Annotated in this window: 16 protein-coding genes and 1 pseudogene; 7 read left to right on the plus strand and 10 right to left on the minus strand. The window is 72.0% G+C overall.

Annotated elements, in window-relative coordinates; translation table 11 throughout:
• The first annotated feature begins 10 nt into the window (after positions 1–10).
• Positions 11–1,087 carry a lysophospholipid acyltransferase family protein gene (locus tag ACWH4W_RS08005; protein ID WP_473075106.1) on the plus strand — a complete coding sequence of 359 codons (1,077 nt, stop codon included), beginning with the start codon at positions 11–13 and terminating at the stop codon, positions 1,085–1,087.
• Positions 1,088–1,138: 51 nt separating this feature from the next.
• Here ACWH4W_RS08005 and ACWH4W_RS08010 read toward each other — a convergent pair whose 3' ends face one another.
• The 3 genes from ACWH4W_RS08010 to ACWH4W_RS08020 form a co-directional block, all read right to left on the minus strand.
• Positions 1,139–2,383, minus strand: coding sequence for a DUF5667 domain-containing protein (locus ACWH4W_RS08010; protein ID WP_473075107.1), 1,245 nt, complete (start codon positions 2,381–2,383; stop codon positions 1,139–1,141).
• Between the two features lie 206 nt (positions 2,384–2,589).
• On the minus strand, positions 2,590–3,366 hold the full coding sequence (locus ACWH4W_RS08015) for an ECF subfamily RNA polymerase sigma factor, BldN family (protein ID WP_473075108.1): 777 nt from the start codon (positions 3,364–3,366) through the stop codon (positions 2,590–2,592).
• A 355-nt stretch (positions 3,367–3,721) separates the two neighbouring features.
• Positions 3,722–4,633 (minus strand): HAD family hydrolase, encoded by a 912-nt coding sequence (locus tag ACWH4W_RS08020; protein WP_473075109.1) that lies wholly within the window; start codon positions 4,631–4,633, stop codon positions 3,722–3,724.
• A gap of 115 nt (positions 4,634–4,748) precedes the next feature.
• Here ACWH4W_RS08020 and ACWH4W_RS08025 point away from each other — a divergent pair, with 115 nt between their 5' ends.
• The 5 genes from ACWH4W_RS08025 (at position 4,749) to ACWH4W_RS08045 (ending at position 10,501) form a co-directional block, all read left to right on the plus strand.
• Entirely contained in the window at positions 4,749–5,021 is a 273-nt protein-coding gene (locus ACWH4W_RS08025) for a glutaredoxin family protein (RefSeq protein WP_473075110.1), read from the plus strand.
• Between the two features lie 287 nt (positions 5,022–5,308).
• Positions 5,309–6,094, plus strand: a complete 786-nt coding sequence (locus ACWH4W_RS08030; RefSeq protein WP_473075111.1) for a redox-sensing transcriptional repressor Rex — start codon at positions 5,309–5,311, stop codon at positions 6,092–6,094.
• Complete coding sequence (locus ACWH4W_RS08035) at positions 6,091–7,806, plus strand: glutamyl-tRNA reductase (RefSeq protein ID WP_473075112.1); 1,716 nt, start codon at positions 6,091–6,093, stop codon at positions 7,804–7,806. Before ACWH4W_RS08030 ends, ACWH4W_RS08035 begins: the two co-directional genes overlap by 4 nt.
• Complete coding sequence (gene hemC / locus ACWH4W_RS08040) at positions 7,803–8,798, plus strand: hydroxymethylbilane synthase (protein ID WP_473075113.1); 996 nt, start codon at positions 7,803–7,805, stop codon at positions 8,796–8,798. The genes ACWH4W_RS08035 and hemC overlap by 4 nt, the downstream gene beginning before the upstream one ends.
• Complete coding sequence (locus ACWH4W_RS08045) at positions 8,795–10,501, plus strand: bifunctional uroporphyrinogen-III C-methyltransferase/uroporphyrinogen-III synthase (RefSeq protein ID WP_473075114.1); 1,707 nt, start codon at positions 8,795–8,797, stop codon at positions 10,499–10,501. The genes hemC and ACWH4W_RS08045 overlap by 4 nt, the downstream gene beginning before the upstream one ends.
• Positions 10,502–10,606: 105 nt before the next feature.
• On the opposite strand, the gene ACWH4W_RS08050 is transcribed toward ACWH4W_RS08045, so the two are convergent.
• The 5 genes and pseudogenes from ACWH4W_RS08050 to ACWH4W_RS08070 all read right to left on the minus strand — a co-directional run bounded on the left by ACWH4W_RS08050 (position 10,607) and on the right by ACWH4W_RS08070 (position 15,740).
• Entirely contained in the window at positions 10,607–11,800 is a 1,194-nt protein-coding gene (locus ACWH4W_RS08050; RefSeq protein WP_473075115.1) for a type II toxin-antitoxin system HipA family toxin, read from the minus strand.
• On the minus strand, positions 11,790–13,445 hold the full coding sequence (locus tag ACWH4W_RS08055) for a DUF262 domain-containing protein (RefSeq protein WP_473075116.1): 1,656 nt from the start codon (positions 13,443–13,445) through the stop codon (positions 11,790–11,792). Before ACWH4W_RS08055 ends, ACWH4W_RS08050 begins: the two co-directional genes overlap by 11 nt.
• Before the next feature lie 55 nt (positions 13,446–13,500).
• Positions 13,501–13,905: a restriction system modified-DNA reader domain-containing protein gene (locus ACWH4W_RS08060; protein ID WP_473075117.1), complete on the minus strand. Its 405-nt coding sequence runs from the start codon at positions 13,903–13,905 to the stop codon at positions 13,501–13,503.
• Between the two features lie 331 nt (positions 13,906–14,236).
• Positions 14,237–14,584 (minus strand): annotated as a pseudogene (locus ACWH4W_RS08065) (DUF5753 domain-containing protein); the annotation flags it as partial.
• A gap of 541 nt (positions 14,585–15,125) precedes the next feature.
• Positions 15,126–15,740, minus strand: coding sequence for a DUF4232 domain-containing protein (locus ACWH4W_RS08070; protein WP_473075118.1), 615 nt, complete (start codon positions 15,738–15,740; stop codon positions 15,126–15,128).
• 474 nt (positions 15,741–16,214) lie between these two features.
• Here ACWH4W_RS08070 and ACWH4W_RS08075 point away from each other — a divergent pair, with 474 nt between their 5' ends.
• The gene (locus ACWH4W_RS08075) at positions 16,215–17,219 is read left to right on the plus strand and encodes a helix-turn-helix domain-containing protein (protein ID WP_473075119.1); all 1,005 of its coding nucleotides are present in this window, start codon (positions 16,215–16,217) and stop codon (positions 17,217–17,219) included.
• Between the two features lie 106 nt (positions 17,220–17,325).
• Here ACWH4W_RS08075 and ACWH4W_RS08080 read toward each other — a convergent pair whose 3' ends face one another.
• Both ACWH4W_RS08080 and ACWH4W_RS08085 read right to left on the minus strand, forming a co-directional pair.
• Positions 17,326–18,033 carry a DUF4232 domain-containing protein gene (locus ACWH4W_RS08080; RefSeq protein WP_473075120.1) on the minus strand — a complete coding sequence of 236 codons (708 nt, stop codon included), beginning with the start codon at positions 18,031–18,033 and terminating at the stop codon, positions 17,326–17,328.
• 129 nt (positions 18,034–18,162) lie between these two features.
• Positions 18,163–19,386, minus strand: a complete 1,224-nt coding sequence (locus ACWH4W_RS08085; RefSeq protein WP_473075121.1) for an MFS transporter — start codon at positions 19,384–19,386, stop codon at positions 18,163–18,165.
• Positions 19,387–19,446 lie beyond the last annotated feature (60 nt).

Consider the following 19,446-nt stretch of genomic DNA (forward strand, 5'->3'; position numbering starts at 1 on the left):
CGCAGCAACGATGGCGGACGCCAAGGTCATCCCGTTCGACGACGACCACCGCTCCCGCGGGAGTGCCGCGTCGCGCCGCCGTGGCGCGGCCGGCCGGCGCCAGGGCGGGACGCGGCCGCCCGCGGCGGTGGGGCAGGTCCAGCCCCTGCCCGGGGCGGAGACGGTGCGGGAGGATGATCCCGTGACCGGTGAAGGGGAGCAGCCGCGTGAGCCCGCGGCGGACCGCGAGGGCGGTGACGGCGGTGACGGCGGCCTGGAGCGGCGGATCGCGAGCGGGCTGGCGTTCCTGCGCCGCCGGCTCACCGGGGACTACGAGGTCGACGACTTCGGGTACGACGAGGAGCTCACCGATCAGGTCCTGATGTCGCTGCTGCGCCCGATGTACGAGAAGTACTTCCGGGTCGAGGTGAAGGGCGTGGAGAACATCCCGTCCGAGGGCGGGGCGCTGATCGTCGCCAACCACTCGGGGACGCTTCCGGTGGACGGGCTGATGATGCAGGTCGCCGTGCACGACCACCATCCGGCCGAGCGGCATCTGCGGCTGCTCGCGGCGGACCTGGTGTTCGTGCTGCCGGTGGTGAACGAGCTGGCGCGGAAGCTGGGGCACACGCTGGCCTGCGCGGAGGACGCCGAACGGCTGTTGGCGCAGGGCGAGTTGGTCGGGGTGATGCCGGAGGGCTTCAAGGGCATCGGGAAGCCGTTCTCGGAGCGGTACAAGCTGCAGCGGTTCGGGCGGGGCGGGTTCGTGTCGACGGCGTTGCGGCACAGGGTGCCGATCGTGCCGTGCTCGATCGTCGGGGCGGAGGAGATCTACCCGATGATCGGCAACGCGAAGACGCTGGCGCGGCTGCTGGGCTTCCCGTACTTCCCGCTGACGCCGACGTTCCCCTGGCTGGGGCCGCTGGGGGCGATTCCGCTGCCGACGAAGTGGACGATCCAGTTCGGGGAGCCGATCCCGACGGACGGGTATCCGCTGGAGGCGGCGGAGGACCCGATGCTGATGTTCAACCTGACCGACCAGGTGAGGGAGCAGATCCAGCACACGCTGTACAAGCTGCTGGTGCAGCGCCGGTCGGTGTTCTTCTAGGCCGTCATGCGTACGGGTGCGCCCCCTCGCGGTGAGGGGGCGCACCCGGTGCTACTCCCGGTCCTCCGCGTCGATGCCCAGCCCGGGGAGGAGCCCGGGCAGGAGGGGCGGGAGGGTGACGTCGGGGGCGGGGGGCCGGGTGGCGGAGCCGGTGGGCGGCGGCGTGCTGCTCTGGCCGCTCTCCTGGGGCGGGTCGAGGAGGCCGCCGGTGTTGCCGCCGAGCAGGCCGTCCTTCTCGCGCTCGGCGCCGGCGGAGCCGGTCGGTGCCGCGCTGTCCGCCTCGCCCGTGCCGGAGTTCTCCCGTCCGGTGCCGGGCGGTTGCGAGGGTTCGGCCGTGGACGGGGCGTCGGAGGCCGGGGCGGAGTCGCCGCGCCGCTTCCCGTCGTCCGTCTCGTCGCTCGGCGGCTGGGGCAGCAGGGACCGCAGCGGGGCGACGTCTTCGTCTATGGCGTCGAACACCGACGTGACCTGCTCGCTGACGTCGCCGAGCTGCACGGGGAGCCGGTCGCGCAGACTGCCCCAGGTGTCGCGGTGGGCCTGGGAGAAGGAGGAGAGCGCCTGCATGGGGCCGAGGGAGTCCGGGTCGCGCTCGTAGGCATCGCGGAGCAGCCGGTGGCCCTCCGCGGCGTCGTGCCGCATGCCGGACAGGGCACGGCGGATCTCGTTGAGGGATTCGTGGTCGAGGTCGCCGGCGCGGTCGCGCTCCATCAGCCGGCGGGCCTCGCTCAGCCGGGTGGAGGCGTGGTCGAGGTAGACCTGTCCGCGCTCGGTGTCGTCGTCGGCGAGGGTGAGCTTGACGTCCTCGATGCCGCGCTTGAGTCCGTAGAGGGAGTCGCCGGGGAGGGCGTCGGAGCTGGCGACGGCGACTCCGCCGAGGGCGCCGGCGGCGACGCCGACGGTGAGTCCGCCCGCGGTGAGTCCTTTGGCCAGCCTCGATCGCGGCCGGAGCCTGCTCAGCGGGGTCGCGCGGTGGGCGCCCTTGGCGCGGCGCGAGCGCTGTCCGGGAACGGCCCGGTCCGTCGCCTCGCCTGCGGCGGTGCCCTCCTGGAGCATGGCCTCGAACGCGGCCACCAGTTGGGCCCGCTGGACGGCCTTCACCTCCGGGTCGAGTTTCGGCCGGGGCAGCGCGCCCAGACCGGAGGCCAGCGTGAGCAACTGGTCCTGTTCGGTCTCGGCGGCGGACAGGGCCGGTGCCGGTCCTTCGGTTCGCTCGGCCGCCGTGCCCCGGTCGGACTGCTCCTCCAGGGCCTGGGCGAAGGCGTTCGCCCGCCGGTGCGCCGATACGTTCGCGATCACTGGCGGCACCTCCTCTCGTCATGACGGTCGACTCCCCAGGGGGTCCTGAGGGTTCCCCGGGCCGGCCGACGTCACACGATCGGGTGAGCGGAGCCGGTCAGGGGGTGACCACAGGGAGCCTGTATCCCGCACAACGACGGGCGCGGCACTTGGGTTACGGACACCGGCCGGCCCGGTCGAGGATTCCCGCCGCGTCTCACGGGGGGTCAGCGGGCGTCGTCCGGGAGGAGCCGGGCGAGGGTGCGGACGGCCCGGTACTGGAGGGTCTTGATGGCGCCCTCGTTCTTGCCCATGACGCGGGCGGTCTCGGCGACGGACAGGCCGTGGAGGAATCGGAGCGTGACGCACTCCTGCTGTTGGGGGTTGAGCCGACGTACGGCTTCGAGGAGGGCGGCGTTGGACAGGGACTCGAGTACGGAATCCTCGGGGGAGCGCTCGACCTCGTTGGCGTCGAGCATCTCCCCGGTGGTGACCTCGAGGCGGAAGCGGCTGGACTTGAAGTGGTCGGCGACGAGGTTGCGGGCGATGGTCACCAGCCAGGCGCCGAAGTCGCGGCCCTGCCAGGTGAAGGTGCCGATGCGGCGCAGCGCCCGCAGAAAGGTCTCGCTGGTGAGGTCCTCGGCGGTCGCCTTGCTGCCGACGCGGTAGTAGATGTAGCGGTAGACGGTGTCGCTGTACTGGTCGTAGAGCCGTCCGAAGGCCTCCGCCTCGCCGGCCTGGGCGCGCTCCACGAGGTCCATCATCCGGGCGCTGTCGCTGTCGGCGGCGGGACGGCGGGCGGCGGGAGCGCCGGACGGACGTCCTCGTCTGCCGACCGCGGCCGCTCCCTCGGCGAGGGCGTAGCACGGGCCGGCGGGGACGGCGGCGAATGCGGGGACGGCGTGCGCGGGGGGGACGATTCCGCGCAACATGTCTCGGGCTGTCGCGACTGTCGCGCGCAGCGTAGCCAGGCCCGAGGCGTCAACCCCGACGTGTGGGTACACGGGACTCCCAGAGGCAGAGCTTCCATCACGTGCAGTGCGGGGCCGTTCACCCGTCGTGGCGAAGGGGTGGTCCCGGAATGCGTCTGAGGAGAATAACGCTTCGTACAGGCCCTGCTACACCGAGTTGCTCAAATCGTCGATTACGTCGCTTCGGTAACCGATTGACGCCTGTTCGGGCACGAGGAGCTGACCGGTTGATGACCGGAAGCTTTCGCATTCCGTCTGGTCCGGGGCGAGTTGTGGCCGTGTGCAGCCAAGAGGACTGCTCGGGCCGGGCGCGGGGTACGACAGTCGGTTCGGGCGTGTCGCGGCCCGGCCCGCTCGCCGCGGGCGCGCCCGCGGCGGCCGAGGGGCGTCAGCGGCGCTTGCGGTGCAGGGCGATGGCGGCGGCCGTGCCCCCGGCCACCGCGCCCACGCCGGCCGCCGCCGGAATGCCGACCTTGGCCGCCTTGCGGCCGGTGCGGTAGTCGCGCAGCCGCCAGTCCATCCGGCGCGCGTGCTTGCGGAGCTTGGAGTCCGGGTTGATCGCGTAGGGGTGGCCCACCAGCGACAGCATCGGGATGTCGTTGTGGGAGTCGCTGTAGGCGGCGCACCGGCCGAGGTCCAGCCCCTCCGCGAGCGCCAGCGCGCGGACCGCCTCCGCCTTCGCGGGGCCGTGCAGCGGCTCGCCCACGAGTTTGCCCGTGTACACGCCGTCGACCGACTCGGCGACGGTGCCCAGGGCGCCGGTCAGGCCGAGCCGGCGGGCGATCACCGTGGCGATCTCCACGGGGGCGGCGGTGACCAGCCACACCCGCTGGCCCGCGTCGAGGTGCGCCTGGGCCAGCGCCCGGGTGCCGGGCCAGATCCGCTCCGCCATGTACTCGTCGTAGATCTCCTCGCCGATGGACTGCAGCTCGGCGACGCGGTGGCCCTGGACGATGGAGAGCGCCGAGTCGCGCGCCTCCTGCATGTGCTCGGGGTCCTCGACGCCGGCCAGCCGGAACCACGTCTGCTGCCAGGCGAACCGGGCGAGCTCGCGGGTGTCGAAGAACTTCCGCTTGTACAGGCCCCGCCCGAAGTGGAACAGGGCGGCGCCCTGCATCACGGTGTTGTCCAGGTCGAAGAACGCGGCGGCCCGTTCGTCACCGTGGACCGGGAACTCGGGTTCGCGTTCGGAAACTTCCTGGGTGGTCTTGCGGGCTGCCTCCGCCGAGGCCTCGCCTGCCAACACGCTCCGCGCCGTGGCGGAGCGCCTACGGGGAGTGAGCCATCCGAGAGCGGCCATGGCGTGAGCATAGCCAGTGCGCGGGCCTGTTCCGGAGCCGAGAGGTGGGCACGCCGTGAACTCCGTGCGTCACGGACGGTGCCCCGGCCTCGTCCCGCGCGGGACAATGGCCCGTATGAGCCCTCTCTTCCGCCGTGCCGGGCCCCCGCGGGACCGGATCGTGACGTTGATCGGCAAGCCCGGCTGCCATCTGTGCGACGACGCGCAGGTGGTGGTGGAGAAGGTGTGCGCCGAGCTCGGCGTGGAGTGGGAGCGGAAGGACATCACGGAGGACCGGGAGCTGTACGACCGGTACTGGGAGCAGATCCCCGTGGTGCTCGTCGACGGACGGCAGCACACCTTCTGGCGCGTGGACGAGGACCGTCTCCGCAAGGCCCTGGGTGACTGACCGACCAGTTCAATCTGGCGGGAATGCGCTTAGGATCGATGGCGGTCTGGTCTCGGGGGCGGGATTCACAGAGGAGAGTGGGTGCTTTGCCCCTAGAAGTTAAGGAGCGTCGGTGCGGGCGCGCCGGTTCCGTCCGTATGCGCCGGGGGCGCGTGACCCCGGTCACGTTGGCCGGGCAAATCGGACACAATCTTTGTGCACGCGTTCACAAAGGCATAGCCTGCAGGGGACGGGGCGGTCCGGGGACGTATGACCGCCTGAAGCCCCGCTCTACCCGCAGGAGCACCGTGGCAACTGGCCGAACTCACCGACCGGCGACCCGTAGCCGAGGGATTCCCGAGGCCACCGTCGCCCGGCTTCCGCTGTACCTCCGCGCCCTGACCGCGCTCTCCGAGCGCTCGGTGCCCACGGTCTCCTCGGAGGAGCTGGCGGCCGCCGCGGGCGTCAACTCCGCGAAGCTGCGCAAGGACTTCTCCTACCTGGGTTCCTACGGCACCCGGGGCGTCGGCTACGACGTCGAGTATCTCGTGTACCAGATCTCCCGCGAACTCGGCCTCACCCAGGACTGGCCGGTCGTGATCGTGGGGATCGGCAACCTCGGAGCCGCCCTCGCCAACTACGGAGGGTTCGCCTCCCGTGGTTTCCGGGTCGCCGCCCTGATCGACGCCGACCCCGCGATGGCCGGGAAGCCCGTCGCCGGCATCCCGGTGCAGCACACCGACGAGCTCGAGGCGATCATCCGGGACAACGGCGTGTCCATCGGCGTCATCGCCACCCCGGCCGGCGCCGCCCAGCAGGTCTGCGACCGGCTCGTGGCCGCCGGGGTCACCTCCATCCTGAACTTCGCGCCGACCGTGCTGACCGTTCCGGACGGCGTCGACGTGCGCAAGGTGGACCTCTCCATCGAGCTGCAGATCCTCGCCTTCCACGAGCAGCGCAAGGCCGGCGAGGAGGCCGCCGCCGGGGTCGCCACCGCGCAGGCCGACGGCACTCCCCGCGCCGTCGCCGCCCGGCGCGAGGACTCCACCGACCAGGGACCCGACGGGGACGTGCCCGCCGTGATGCCGGCATGAGCCTTCTCGTCGTCGGACTGAGCCACCGCAGCGCCCCGGTCAGCGTGCTGGAGCGGGCGTCGCTGAGCGTGGAGGCGCAGACCAAGCTGCTGCAGGACACGGTCGCCGCGGAGCCCGCCTCCGAGGGCGCGGTCCTCGCCACCTGCAACCGCATCGAGCTGTACGCCGACGTGGACAAGTTCCACGCCGGTGTCGCCGAGCTGTCCACGCTGCTCGCCCAGCACAGCGGGGTCGGCCTGGAGGAGCTCACTCCTTATCTCTATGTGCACTACGAGGACCGGGCCGTGCACCACCTGTTCTCGGTGGCCTGCGGGCTGGACTCGATGGTCGTGGGCGAGGGGCAGATCCTCGGCCAGATCAAGGACTCGCTGGCCCGCGCGCAGGAGACGCACACCGCGGGACGGCTGCTGAACGACCTGTTCCAGCAGGCGCTGCGGGTCGGCAAGCGCGCCCACTCCGAGACCGGCATCGACCGCGCCGGGCAGTCCCTGGTCACCTTCGGCCTGGAGCAGCTCGCGCTCGGCGTCCCCGTCGAGTCCTGGGTCCGGGGCAAGAAGGCCCTCGTCATAGGCGCGGGCTCGATGTCCTCGCTGTCCGCGGCCACGCTCGCGCGCGCCGGGGCCGCCGAGGTCGTCGTCGCCAACCGCACGCCCGACCGCGCCGAGCGGCTGGTGCGAATCCTCACCGAGGGTGACGACACGGACGTGACGGCCCGCGCGGTCCCGATGACATCGGTGCCGTTCGAGCTGACACGTGCGGATGTGGTCGTTTCCTGCACGGGCGCGACCGGCCTGGTGCTGACCGCCGAGACGGTCGCCGCGGGCGTCGAGGGCCGGGCCGGCCGGGCGCCGGTCGTCGACCTCGACGCCGTCGCCGGGGAGGACGCCCGCGAGGACGCCCCGGCCGCGCCGCCGCAGCCCTCCGCCGAGGACGGCTGCCCGGTGGACCTGCCCACGGTGCGGCCCGGCTTCTCCGTGATGGGGGAGGCGGCCGTCGCCGGGATGGACGCGGCCACGCTGGAGCAGCACGGCGCGTGGGCGGCGGGCTCCGCCGTCGACCGCCGGGACGCCGCCCGCGGCGCCGGCCCGGAGTCGGACGCCGAGGTCATCGGCGCGCTCGCCGCGACCGCGACCGCGATCGGCCGCATCCCCGAGCGGCGGCGGCCCGAACCCGTGGAGGAGCCGCGGCGCCCCGAGCCCGTGCTCTTCCTGCTGGACCTCGCCATGCCGAGGGACGTCGACGCGGCGGCGCACCGCCTGCCCGGCGTGCGGCTGGTGGACATCGAATCGCTCGCGGAGGCGTCCGCGGACGCTCCGATGGCTGCCGATGTGGACCAGGTCCGGCGTATCGTCTCCGACGAGGTCGCCGCGTTCGGGGCGGCACAGCGGGCGGCGCACATCACGCCGACCGTCGTCGCCCTGCGGACCATGGCGGCCGACGTGGTGGCCGGTGAGATGGCCCGCCTGGAGGGGCGGCTCCCCGGCCTGGACGACAAGCACCGCGCGGAGATCACCCAGACCGTGCGACGGGTGGTCGACAAGCTGCTGCACGCCCCGACGGTCCGGGTCAAGCAGCTCGCGGCCGAGCCCGGCGGCGCCGGGTACGCGGACGCGCTGCGCACCCTGTTCGACCTCGACCCCGAGACGGTGGCCTCCGTCTCCCGCGCCGAGGAAAGCACCGAGAAGAACGCAGAGAGCCGAGGGCCGGGATGACTGAGAAGGCACTGAGGCTGGGGACCAGGCGGAGCAAGCTCGCCATGGCCCAGTCCGGGCAGGTGGCGGATGCCGTGAGCCAGGTGACCGGACGGCCCGTCGAGCTCGTCGAGATCACCACGTACGGCGACGTCTCGCGCGAGCACCTCGCGCAGATCGGCGGCACGGGCGTCTTCGTCGCCGCCCTGCGGGAGGCGCTGGCGCGCGGCGAGGTGGACTTCGCGGTGCACTCCCTGAAGGACCTGCCGACCGCACAGCCCGACGAGCTGGTCGTGGCGGCGATCCCGGTACGGGAGGACCCACGGGACGTGATCATCGCCCGGGACGCGCTGAAGCTCACCGACCTGCCGGCCGGGGCGCGCATCGGCACCGGTTCGCCGCGCCGCATGGCGCAGCTGAACGCGTACGCGCGCAGCCGCGGCATGGAGATCGAGACGGTCCCGATCCGGGGCAACGTCGACACCCGCATCGGGTACGTCACCAAGGGCGACCTGGACGCGGTCGTGCTGGCGGCCGCAGGGCTCAACCGGGTCGGCCGCAGCGACGAGGTGACCGACTTCCTGTCGGTCGACACGATTCTGCCCGCTCCCGGCCAGGGGGCACTGGCGGTCGAGACCACCGCGGACAACGCGGACCTCATCGCCGCGCTCGCCGAACTCGACGACCCGTTCACGCGGGTCGCCGTGACGGCCGAGCGGTCACTGCTCGCCGCTCTGGAGGCCGGCTGCAGCGCACCCGTGGGGGCGCTGGCCGACCTTCCCCTCCTCTCGGCTCCGCTCGAGCGGGGGGACTCCCGGACCGACGAGCAGATTGTCAAGGAAATGCGCCTACGGGGCGTCGTCGGCTCGACCGACGGCTCCACGCTGGTGCAGTTGTCCACCACCGGTCCCGTGCCCGAGACGCATGAGGCGGCGATGGCGCTCGGTCGCGAACTCGCCACCGAGATGCTGGCGCAGGGCGCGGCCGGTCTGATGGGGGAGCGAGTACTTTGAGCCCCACCACTCTTCCCGCCCCTCCGGAACAAGGGCACGTCACCTTCCTCGGTGCCGGACCCGGGGATCCGGGACTGCTGACCCTGCGCGCCGTGGAGGCCCTGGCGAACGCGGACGTCCTCGTCGCCGAGCACGACGTGCTCGACGTCGTGCGGACGCACGCCAGGCAGGGCGTCGCCGAGGTGCACACGGACGCGGACACGACCGCGTCGTCCACGCCGGGCACGGGCACGCCCCAGCTGACGGTCGTTGACGGCGCGTCAACAACCGCCGCTGTCCCCGTGAACAGGGATGCCGCACATCTTGTCATGGAGGCCGCGCGGGGCGGCAGGCGGGTCGTCCGTGCGGTGTCCGGCGACCCCGGCCTTGACGCGTACGCCGCCGAGGAGATGCTGGCGTGCGCCTCGGCCGGGGTGCCGTTCGAGGTCGTGCCCGGTGTCGCCACCGCGGTCGGCGTGCCCGCGTACGCCGGTGTGCCGCTGCGCGACGCGCAGGGCACCGACGTGCGGTTCGTCGACGCGCGCACGGCGTCCGACCGGTGCTGGACGGAGGTCGGCGCCTCGGACGGCACGGTGGTCGTCTCCGCCACGCTGGACTCGGTGGCCGCCGCCGCGGGCGAACTGGTGTCCGCCGGACGAAAGCCCGACACCCCCCTGACGGTGACCGTCGCGGGCACCACCACCCGGCAGCGCACCTGGACGGCGACGCTCGGCACGATCGCGCAGACGCTGAAGCAGACCAAGGCGCTGCCCTCCCCAGAGGGCGGCCGGCCGGTGATAGCCGTGGTCGGTGAGCGTTCCGCCGCCGCCCAGCGGGACCGGCTGGCGTGGTTCGAGTCCAAGCCGCTGTTCGGCTGGAAGGTCCTCGTGCCGCGCACGAAGGAGCAGGCGGCGTCGCTCTCCGACCAACTGCGGTCCTACGGGGCCGTGCCGCACGAGGTGCCGACCATCGCGGTCGAGCCGCCGCGCACGCCCCAGCAGATGGAACGTGCCGTCAAGGGCCTGGTCACCGGCCGCTACGAGTGGATCGCCTTCACCTCGGTCAACGCGGTCAAGGCGGTGCGCGAGAAGTTCGAGGAGTACGGGCTCGACGCCCGCGCCTTCGCCGGGATCAAGGTCGCGGCGGTGGGCGACCAGACGGCCAAGGCACTGATCGACTTCGGGGTGCGGCCGGACCTGGTGCCGAGCGGCGAGCAGTCGGCCCGCGGACTGGTGGAGGACTGGCCGCCGTACGACCCGGTCTTCGACCCGATCGACCGCGTCTTCCTGCCGCGCGCCGACATCGCCACCGAGACGCTGGTCGCGGGGCTCATCGAGCTGGGCTGGGAGGTCGACGACGTCACGGCCTACCGCACCGTGCGGGCCTCGCCCCCGCCGGCGGAGACCCGGGAGGCGATCAAGGGCGGCGGCTTCGACGCGGTGCTGTTCACCTCGTCGTCGACGGTCCGGAACCTGGTCGGCATCGCGGGCAAGCCGCACAACGTCACGGTGATCGCCTGCATCGGCCCGGCCACGGCGAAGACGGCCGAGGAGCACGGGCTGCGGGTGGACGTGATGGCTCCCGAGCCGTCGGTCCACAAGCTGGCGGAGGCCCTCGCGGACTTCGGCGCGCGGCGCCGGCTGGCGGCGCTGGAGGCGGGTGACCCGGTCACCCGGCCGAGCGAGCGGCGTCCGGGGGCGCGGAGGCGTCGGTCGACGACGTGACGGTCGTCTTACGTGAGGTGAGGAGGGGCGCCCTTTCGGGGGCGCCCCTCCTCTTCCGTTTCCGGTGTCCCGCTCACGCCGCCCGGAACCCCGGCGGGCATCGCCTCAGGCGCGCACCAGGGGAAGCCGTTCGAGACGTTCGTCGATGGCCCTGACCACTATGTCGGGGACGGGGCAGTCCCGTTTCACCTGAGGCCAGGAGGCGGCCAGGGCCGCGACACTCTCCCGCACCGTCGAGGCGATCAGTTCGTCGGGGAGCATCAGCGACGGTGACATGGCGCGGAAGCTGTCGAGGGTGATGCGTTCGCTGTCGGTGGTGCCGCTCAGGGGGAAAGCCAGCTTCTGGTCGGCCTTCGGGTAGGCGGCGACGCAGACCAGGTCGTACGCGGGGGAGAGCCGGGCCGCTCTCCCGGCCGGGTAGCGCAGCGTCCAGTTCTTCAGGTGCGCGTCCGCGTTTCCCATGACCACCATGGCGACGAGCCGGCGCACGTACTCGACGACGTCCTCGGGGGGACAGACCGCGTGGATCACACGCCCGAGGCCGGTGTAGTTGGCCCGGTCGTACTTGGAGTCGGCGGCCACTTCCCGTACTTGCGCGAAGTCCTCCTGGTGGACGCGGCCCTCACCGGTCCGGTCGAAGCGGCGCACCGCGAGGACGGGCTCCGAGGGGTCGGCCAGCCCCTCGGGCAGGTTGCTGATCCGCGAGCCGGGGACGAGAGCGGCCTCGGGCACGTCGATGCCCGACAGAGCGGCCCACCGCAGCATGGCGTACTCATTGGCCGGGACGGCGGGGAAGCGTTCGTCGGGGAGCTTGACGATCCAGTCACCGCCGCTCCCGGTGGTCGGAAGCACCAGCGCCTTGCCGGAGAAACGCATCGAGAACTTGGGCTGCACACCTGCCAGGGAGAAGCGCAGGGCGTGGTCGTGGCTGCACGTCTCGGGCTGGTCGTGGTCGGGGAGGTCGTCCAGCGGTGCGTCCGGTACCACGCGCACCGCGCCGGGCAGATCCTCACCGAGGTGGTTCAGCAGGACGAAGTCATGGATGCGCTGCTTGCCCAGCTCGGCGGCGACCAGGCGCCGGAGCCCGCTGCCCTGTTCCGGGAGGAGGTTCGCGAACCACTCCGGCACACTGCCGCTCGCCGTCCGGCGTTTGCGCGGGTCGCGTTCGAATCCTTGCCCGAGAACCGGGTGGACGGCTTCCAGGTCCGTGTACTCGAACCACGTGTTGCCCCTGTGGTAGCCCAGCACGCCGACACGGCGGTCCCCCAGGAAGACCGTCGAGGTCACGTCACGCTGCATCGGTGTCGTCTCCCCAGAGGCTCTCGTCGAACAGGGTCTCGGTCTCGGGCCCGTCGGAGAATCCGAACAGGGCCATGCGCTGTACGTGCTCCGAGATGACCCTGGTCATGATGTCGGCGCGGCGGGCCAGGAACTCCTCGATGCTCCGGGCGGTGTTCAGGCGGAGCAGTTCCACGCACCGTTCGTCCATGCAGTGCGAGCGGAGGGCGGCAGGGTCCCACCGCTCCGACAGGAGGTCGGCCCCCGTCCTGTGCGCGGGATGGAGCACTTTGGCGGCCATGGTCCGGCCGGACACCAGTGGCTGCAGGGGGGAGGTCCCGCTGTCGAGCATGTCCGTCAACAGGCGGGAGTCGTCGAGCCGGGTGCCCGCCGGGTAGTGGTTCCCGTCCGTGTCCGTGGCCGGCGCGAGGAGGACCGGATGAGCCGACAGGAGGCCGAGCACGTTGAGTTTCGCCTGTGTCCGGTTCAGCGCCGTCTGGGTCAGATCCGGTTTCCAGAGCTCCCCGCCGAGCGGCAGCAGCCCCAGGACCCGGGTGGCACTGGCGACAGGATCGTCATGCACGGCGCCGGCGTTGCGCCGCAGGGCGACGGTGTTCCCCTGCGGGGCCGCCCCGACCGCCGCTCCCCGCCAGACCCAGCGGCGCAGGAGCTCACTGCCCCGCCCGGTCGGGTGCCCGAACAGGGCGGCGTAACGGGTGAGTACGGGCACGTAGAGGGCGTACGGGAGCAGGCGCAGGTGGGGGATCCCGGCCTCGCCGCGCAGCCAGTCGACCACCAGGCGAAGGGCTTTCTCGGTTCTGGCGAAGGCCTGGTGCCGGTCCTCGTCGTCCTTGAACTCCTGGCGGAAGTCGCGGTCCACCTGCCCGCCCCGCGTCGCCATCACGCTCTGCATGAGCAGTTGAGGGCTGAACTCCCCGAAGTCGAGCGCTCCGACGCGCTCGCGCAGCGCGTCGAGGTCGGACGGCTGCACGTCGAGGGGAGCGGAATGCAGGGCCTGGAAGATCTCGGCTCTCTTCAGGGTCTTGCCGAAGGTGTTCATCCGGTCGAAGATCTCGCGCAGCGCCTGCTCGTCATCGCCCTCGATCTCGTACACGGGGATCTCGTAGGTGCGGAGGGCGGTGGCCACCGAGTCGCAGAGGTCGTACTCCTCCTCGGTCAGCCACGGCCGCTCGCGCTGCCAGGCGATGAGCCGCCGGTTGTCGCCGGCGACCCAGACGGGCAGCCAGTGATCACGCACGGTCCGGGAGTGGGGCGCGGACAGGAACCGCTTCCGGGTGTCCTTCTCCCGCAGGTCGTAGAAGATGCGGAAGCGGCGGTCCACGGTGTCTTCGGACGCCGTGAGAGCACCGATGAGCGTGGTCAGACGCTGTTGTCCGTCGACCACCCACAGCGCGTCGGACCGTTCCGGGGCGTCGAACCGGAGCTCGCCCAACGTGATCTCGGCGGCCGGTGCGGGCTTGCGCCACATCAGCAGATTGCCGATGGGGTAGCCGCGCAGGATGCTGTCGAAGAGCCGCTCGGAGTCGGAGGCCTCCCAGCGGTACGAACGCTGGAAGCGAGGAATCCGGATACGCCCGCTCAGAGCGGCTTCGACTAGGTCCGGCGGCGCGATACGACCGACCTTGGGCTTGGTCACCCCTGCCATGGTCCACCTCCGAGTGTGAGGCCATCGTAGGTCCGGGGGGCCGAGGCACCCGTGTTCACCGCATGTCCCGCAACGGGGTGCCGTCCTCGGTGGCGAAGACCGTCCAGCCGTTCTGGGAGTTGCCCGCGAGTGCCGTCGCCGCGCCCGAGGGGGTGTCGTGGACGGAACCGTCCTCCAGCCGGAGCGCACCGTTCTCGAGCACTTCGGCGTAGTGCACCCGGTTGAGATTCCGTCGCCGCCACACCAGCCGCTGCCCGGGGCGAAGCCGCCGGTCCGCGAGAAGGGGGCGGAGGGCGGCTTCCGATGACGACGACGCGGCGGTCCCGCTCCCCGGCTGCGCCGCCTTCTCCGGGAGACCGAGGACCCGGCGAAGCGTGCTGTTCGGCGTGTCGACGAAGGGCTTCGCCCGCTTCTGCAGCTCCTCGTAGACCTCGTCGTCCACTCGGATCGTCGGACTCATTTCACTTTTCCTCTCCGCTGGTGAGGATGTTGCAAGTGAAAGGTAGCAGGGGGGAGGGGGTGTTCGGTGGGTTTGGGGGGTGCCCGCGCCGTCTGGCGCCGGTCAAGGTGCTGAGCTTTTCCGAGCCGGTCGCCGGCCGATACGCAGACGCGGCCCGCACCCGTGTGTGTGGGTGCGGGCCGCGTGCGGGTGCTTCGTCAGCGACTGGAGGCGTAGGGGAGGAAGGTTGCCCAGGTGGTGGGGGTGAGGGTGAGGCGGGGGCCGTCGGGTGTGCTGTAGCTGCCCTTTATCCACTCGGGAGCCGTGGCGTCTTCTCCTGAGGTTTTGTGGATCATTTTTCTCCCAGCACTTTCTCGATGAAGGCCAGTGACTCCCGGGGGATGAGCCTGCGTCCGGATGGTCCCGTAGCGGATGTCTAGCACTTGGACTTCCTTGGGATCAGTGATCACGCGGCTGACGAATGGGACTTCGCTGTGACCCACCGTGCCGCCATTTCGTAGCCGCAGCAGCCTGAACGAGCCTGCCGGCCCGGCGTTGTCCACGCGGTCCAGGGGCAGAATTTGCAGATCGGCGTTCCTCGACTGCCCGACTTCCAGCAAGTGTTCGAGCTGCCTTCGCATCACCATCCTGCCCCGATGGGGCGGCGGAGCGTGGACTCGCATGGGACGAAGTTGAAGAGGGTGTTCCAGGCCGGAGTTTCCGGCTCGGTCTCACCGTCACCACGCCCGCCACTCTCCGTATCGAGGTCGCCGACACCGGGGAACACCTGCCCGCGCGGGCACGGACAACCGCTGAGGCCGAGCCCGCCGAGTCCGGCTACGGCCTGATCCTGGTCGAGGAGTTGGCGCGCCGTTGGGGCGTACGGGAGGGCCCGGCACCGTGCAAGACCGTGTGGGCGGAGCTGGAGCTCGGTCGGTGACGGGCTGGCTGTCCACCTCTGCCGCGCGGGCTGGAAGGGGATCGCTTCAACACGGTCCAGCCAGTGAGCCCTTTCCAACCTGGCGGCCGGGTGGGCCAGTTGGGCTGACGGACAGGTGAAGCCCCTGACGGAGGGGTTTTCGACCAAGAGAACCCTCTCCACCAGAGGCTCCACGTGCTTGTCCACCCTTCCGGCACTGCCGTGCAAGCGGCTCCCGCTGGAGGCGTCCGAACCCTGGCCGCCAGGCCCTGCTCACCCTGGCCCACGGACTGTGGTCACCGCTCGCGCCCTGTGGCGCGGGTCAGCCGCCCTGGCCCGCGCTGCCGATCGGGCCGACCTTCACCGGGGTGCCGGAGCCGTCGGTGACCGGGAGCGAGGAGCCGCCCGGCCAGTCGAGGGTGACGGACCTGGTCTCGTCGGGCGGGGTCACGACCAGGCCCGTGACGCGGACGCCGGAGCCGCCGGAGTCGTTGACCGGGTAGGTGACGGCGAACGACACCGACTCACCGTCCTCGAGGACGACCGAGGGGGCCTTCTCGCCGGTGCGTTCGGCGGAGAGGGAGCCCGCGTCGGTCTTCAGGTCGACGCCCGCGTAACCGGTGAGAGCGCAGTCACGGCCACCGCCGTTGGTGAAGTCCACCGCGACGGTGCCTACGGTGTCGCCGTCGATGGTGACGTCCGAGGCGGTGATCTCCAGCTCGTCGGTACGGCAGTCGCCCACCTTGCCGTCCTCGTTGCTGCCGGTTCCGGCGACCGTGCCCTCCTGGTCCTGGCCCTGGCCCGCGTCGCCGCCGTTCGCGGAGGGGGCCGAGGCGGCCGGCTTGGGGTCGGCGGCGATGTCCTCGTTCTGGCAGGCGGTGAGCGAGAGACCCGCGACGACGGCCAGGGCGGCGATGGTGAGCTTGGTGACGCGCATGGTGTCTTCCTCGGTGTCGGTGCCGGTCTGCGTGACGGTCCGTCAGTACGGCCGTTCCGCACCACAAGACCCGCTCCGGCCGCTCGCCGTTTCACCCGGCGCCCCACCCGGACACGCCTGTGACGGACGGATGCATGCGCGGTGACATCCGTACCGCGCTTGGCATGGACACCGGTGTGCCGCGGAGCGGAGCCCGGAAACACGGGATGCGGTGGTCCGGCGGGCGGGGCCGCGGGACGTAAAAAGACTTAAGTACCGAGGGTGAAAACCAACCAACCCCACCAAACCTCGCGTTGATCACTCGGCCGGGTGAAACGCGTCGAACGGGCTGGCGCGGCGGTGGTGCAGACAGGCACTCTCAGCTCAGAGGGCCGGGCCAACTCGGCGCTCATGCCCCCGTACAGACGTCGGCCCCCGCCGGGACTCGCACTCCCGAACGAGGGCCTGACCAAAGAGGAACCAAACCCTTCCCCTATGGCTGAACAGAAGCTTAGTGCCGCCCCGCGCCCGACGCAGCGCGTTCGACGATCCGCCACCCCGTCCGGTGTCACCCACGTACGTACGTACCAGTCCGGGCGGTACGTGATCGTCGGCAACCACCTCGCCCAGCACCGTGAGTTGTCCCTGACCGCGATCGGACTGGCGACCCACATCCTCTCGGTGCCCGAGAACACCCTGGTCGACATCCGCAGCCTCGCCGAGCGCTTTCCCGAAGGACGGGACCGGATCGCGTTCGCCCTACGGGAGCTGGAGGCGCACGGGTACCTGCGGCGGGTCCGTGAGCACACGGAGGACGGGCGGCTGGTGACGCGGACGTACGCCCATCACACGCCGCTGGACCGTTCCGGTGCTCGTGACGCCGCAGTGGGCGTGGAGCGCGATGAGGCACCCCGGGCGGATGATCAAGCCTCCGCCGGGACGGTTGAGAAGGTGGTTCCGGCCGGTCCGGCCGCGCCGCCCGCTGCTCTCCTCGCGCCGGACGTGCCGGACGCGCCGGTGCAGGCGCCCGAGAGGCCCGTGGCCGCCGTTTCCGTGGACGCGCCGCCCGAACCCGCCGCCCCCTCTGGGCCGTTGCACGAGAAGGCGGTCGCGCTGCTCGCCGGTCTGCGCCGTGCCGACGAGCGCCTCACGCTGTCGCTGCGGGAGGTGCGCCGGCTGGCTCCGGCGGTCGTCGGCTGGTTCGAGCGGGGGGTCGGCCCGGCGGCGTTGCGCCACATCCTGACCTTTGATCTGCCCGTCCCCATGAAGCACCCGGCGGGCGTACTCGCCTACCGGTTGCGTGAAATGGTGCCCCCGCCGCTTCCCGAGGCTCCGGAACCTCCAGCGGGGCGGGCCGAAACCCCCCGCCCGCATCGCCCGCTCCCCTTCCAGGACTGTGAGGGCAACTGTGAACGAGTCTTCCGTGGCCTGGAACCAGGCTTCTGCGGTGACTGCCGCGACAAGCGGGCGAGGGCGGGCGGGGCTGCGAGCGCGGCCTGAACCGGCACGCGGGGGCGGGCGGCAGGTGGTGGGCGCCACCGGCGATGTCGTTCACGTGCGCACCTCAGTCGCACGCACGGACAGCCGCCGGTGGCGGGTGGGGCGGTCAGCGCTGGGTGATCGGGCGCATGGCGAGGCCCTCGGTGCCTTGCCAGTGGGTGACGCGCTGGCCGTCGTCGGCGGGGAAGGAGTCCTCGACCGGCATCGGCAGGTCGACCGGCTCCTCCGCCTCGGCCTCGCCGCCGGGGCTGCCGAGGGTGAGGGTCATGAACGTCACGTCGTAGGTGTGCTGGTTGCCGCCGGTCGCGAGCAGGCCGGCGTACGCCTTCTCGCCGGGGGCGAGGGTGAGGGGCTCGCCCTGACTGCCCTCCAGGACCGGGGCCGGGCCCTGGGCGTCGCCGAGCGTGATCTCGGGAGCGTGCAGGATGTCGCACGGCTTGGTGCTCTTGTTGGTGGCGACGACCATGATGTGGCGCAGCTCCTCGTCCGGCGCGCCGTAGCGCGAGGCGGCGAAGGACAGGTCCTGGTGGGTGCAGAGGGCGGAGCCGCCGGCGTCGTCCCCGGAGTCCCCGGTGTCCCCGGCGTCCCCGACGTTCTGGTCGTCCCCGTCGCCGGGGGCCGCCGAGGCCTCCGGGCTCGGGGCGGCCGGGCTCGACGCGGCCGGCGGGGTCGCGGCCCCGGGGATGTCCGCGGCGTCGCTCCCGTCGGGTTCGCACGCCGTGGTCGCGAGCAGTGCGGCGGCCACCGCCGCGCCGGCGGCGTACGACCGCCGGCCGTGCCGGGCTCTGCGGATGCTGCGCGTGGTGGTGTTCATGACATCTCCCCGTGATCGAACGGCCGCGTGCCGAGTCGTGGTGCGTTGCAGGGATTGTGCGGCCCGCGGCTCGCGGCCGACCGCCGCCCGCACGGGTTGTTACCGAGCGTGTACACATCCGTCGCACGGTCACCGTCGCGGTGACCGCGGTGCGACGGGCAGGGGGCGGGTGCGGTCCACGTAGGGGCGGGAGAGGACCGTGACGGCGACGGAGAGCGCGGCCAGGGCGGTGATCGTCATGGCGGGGGAGAGGAACTGGGCGGTGGCGCCCGCGAGCGCGGCCCCGATGCCCTGCCAGGTCATACGGCCGGCGGACTCCACCCCCTGCACCTGGCCGCGCACCTGCTCGGGCGTGAGGGCGAGGAGCCGTTCCTGGAGGGGGAGCGTGGCCGCGAATCCCGCGCTCGCGAGGAAGACGGTGACCGCCGCGACGGCGGTCGGCGGGTGCCACGCGAAGAGGAGGTACGGCCCCGCGAGCAGCAGCCGCAGGGGGAACGCGCAGCGGCGCCGCCACTCGGCGCTGAGCAGCCGGCCGACGGTCAGGTCGCCGAGGAGCATGCCGGCGGACGCGGCGGCCAGCAGGATCCCGGCGTCCGCCTGGGCGTACGGGATGAACAGGGCCTCACAGCCGACGATCAGGCCGTTGGGGACCCACAGGGTGAGCAGCAGGGCGCGCGGGCCGGAGCGGGAGAGGAGGGCGGCGTTGGTGGTCCACGTCTCGCGCAGTCCGGGGCGGCGGGGCGGGCGGATGGAGCGTTCCCGTACGGTCGCCGCCGTCACGGCGAGAGCGGCAGCGGTGAGGGCCGCCGCCGCGAGGAACACGCCCTGCGGGGTGAGGTGGCGCAGCAGGACCGCGCCGAGGGTGAAGCCGAGGACGGAGGTGGCGCCCGCGGTGACGTTCATCAGCGAGCGGGCCGGGACGTACGCGGAGGCGGGCACCACCTCGGCGAGCAGACCCATGCGCGTCCCGGTGTTGAGGGACTGGAAGAAGCCGAGCAGGAGGAGCAGGGCGAAGCGGGCGGCGAGGGGCATGCCGGGGACCGCCTGGGCGCAGGCGCCCGCCAGCGCGACGCACTGGAGCGCGACCAGGGTGCGGCGGGGGCGGTCGCCGTCCGCGACCGACATCAGCGTCGTCGCGCCGAGCACGGTCGCGAAGGTCGCGCCGTACATGCTGACGGCGGTGAGGAACGGGGAGCCGGTCGACCGGTCGACGAGCGTGCCGAGCGCGAAGCCGGAGAGGGTGCTCGCGGCGACGGTGAGCGTGAAACCGGCGTACAGGCCGGCGAACTCGCGGTTGCGGAGAAGGGCGCGGTAACCGGGCGTGGGATCGGGGGTGTTCGTGTCGGTGGGCATGAAAAAAGCCTTCGTGCCGCCCTGTTGGGGCGCCGAAGGCTGACCGGCGGATCATAGCGG

The sequence above is a fragment of the Streptomyces sp. DSM 120436 genome, from assembly GCF_055778765.1.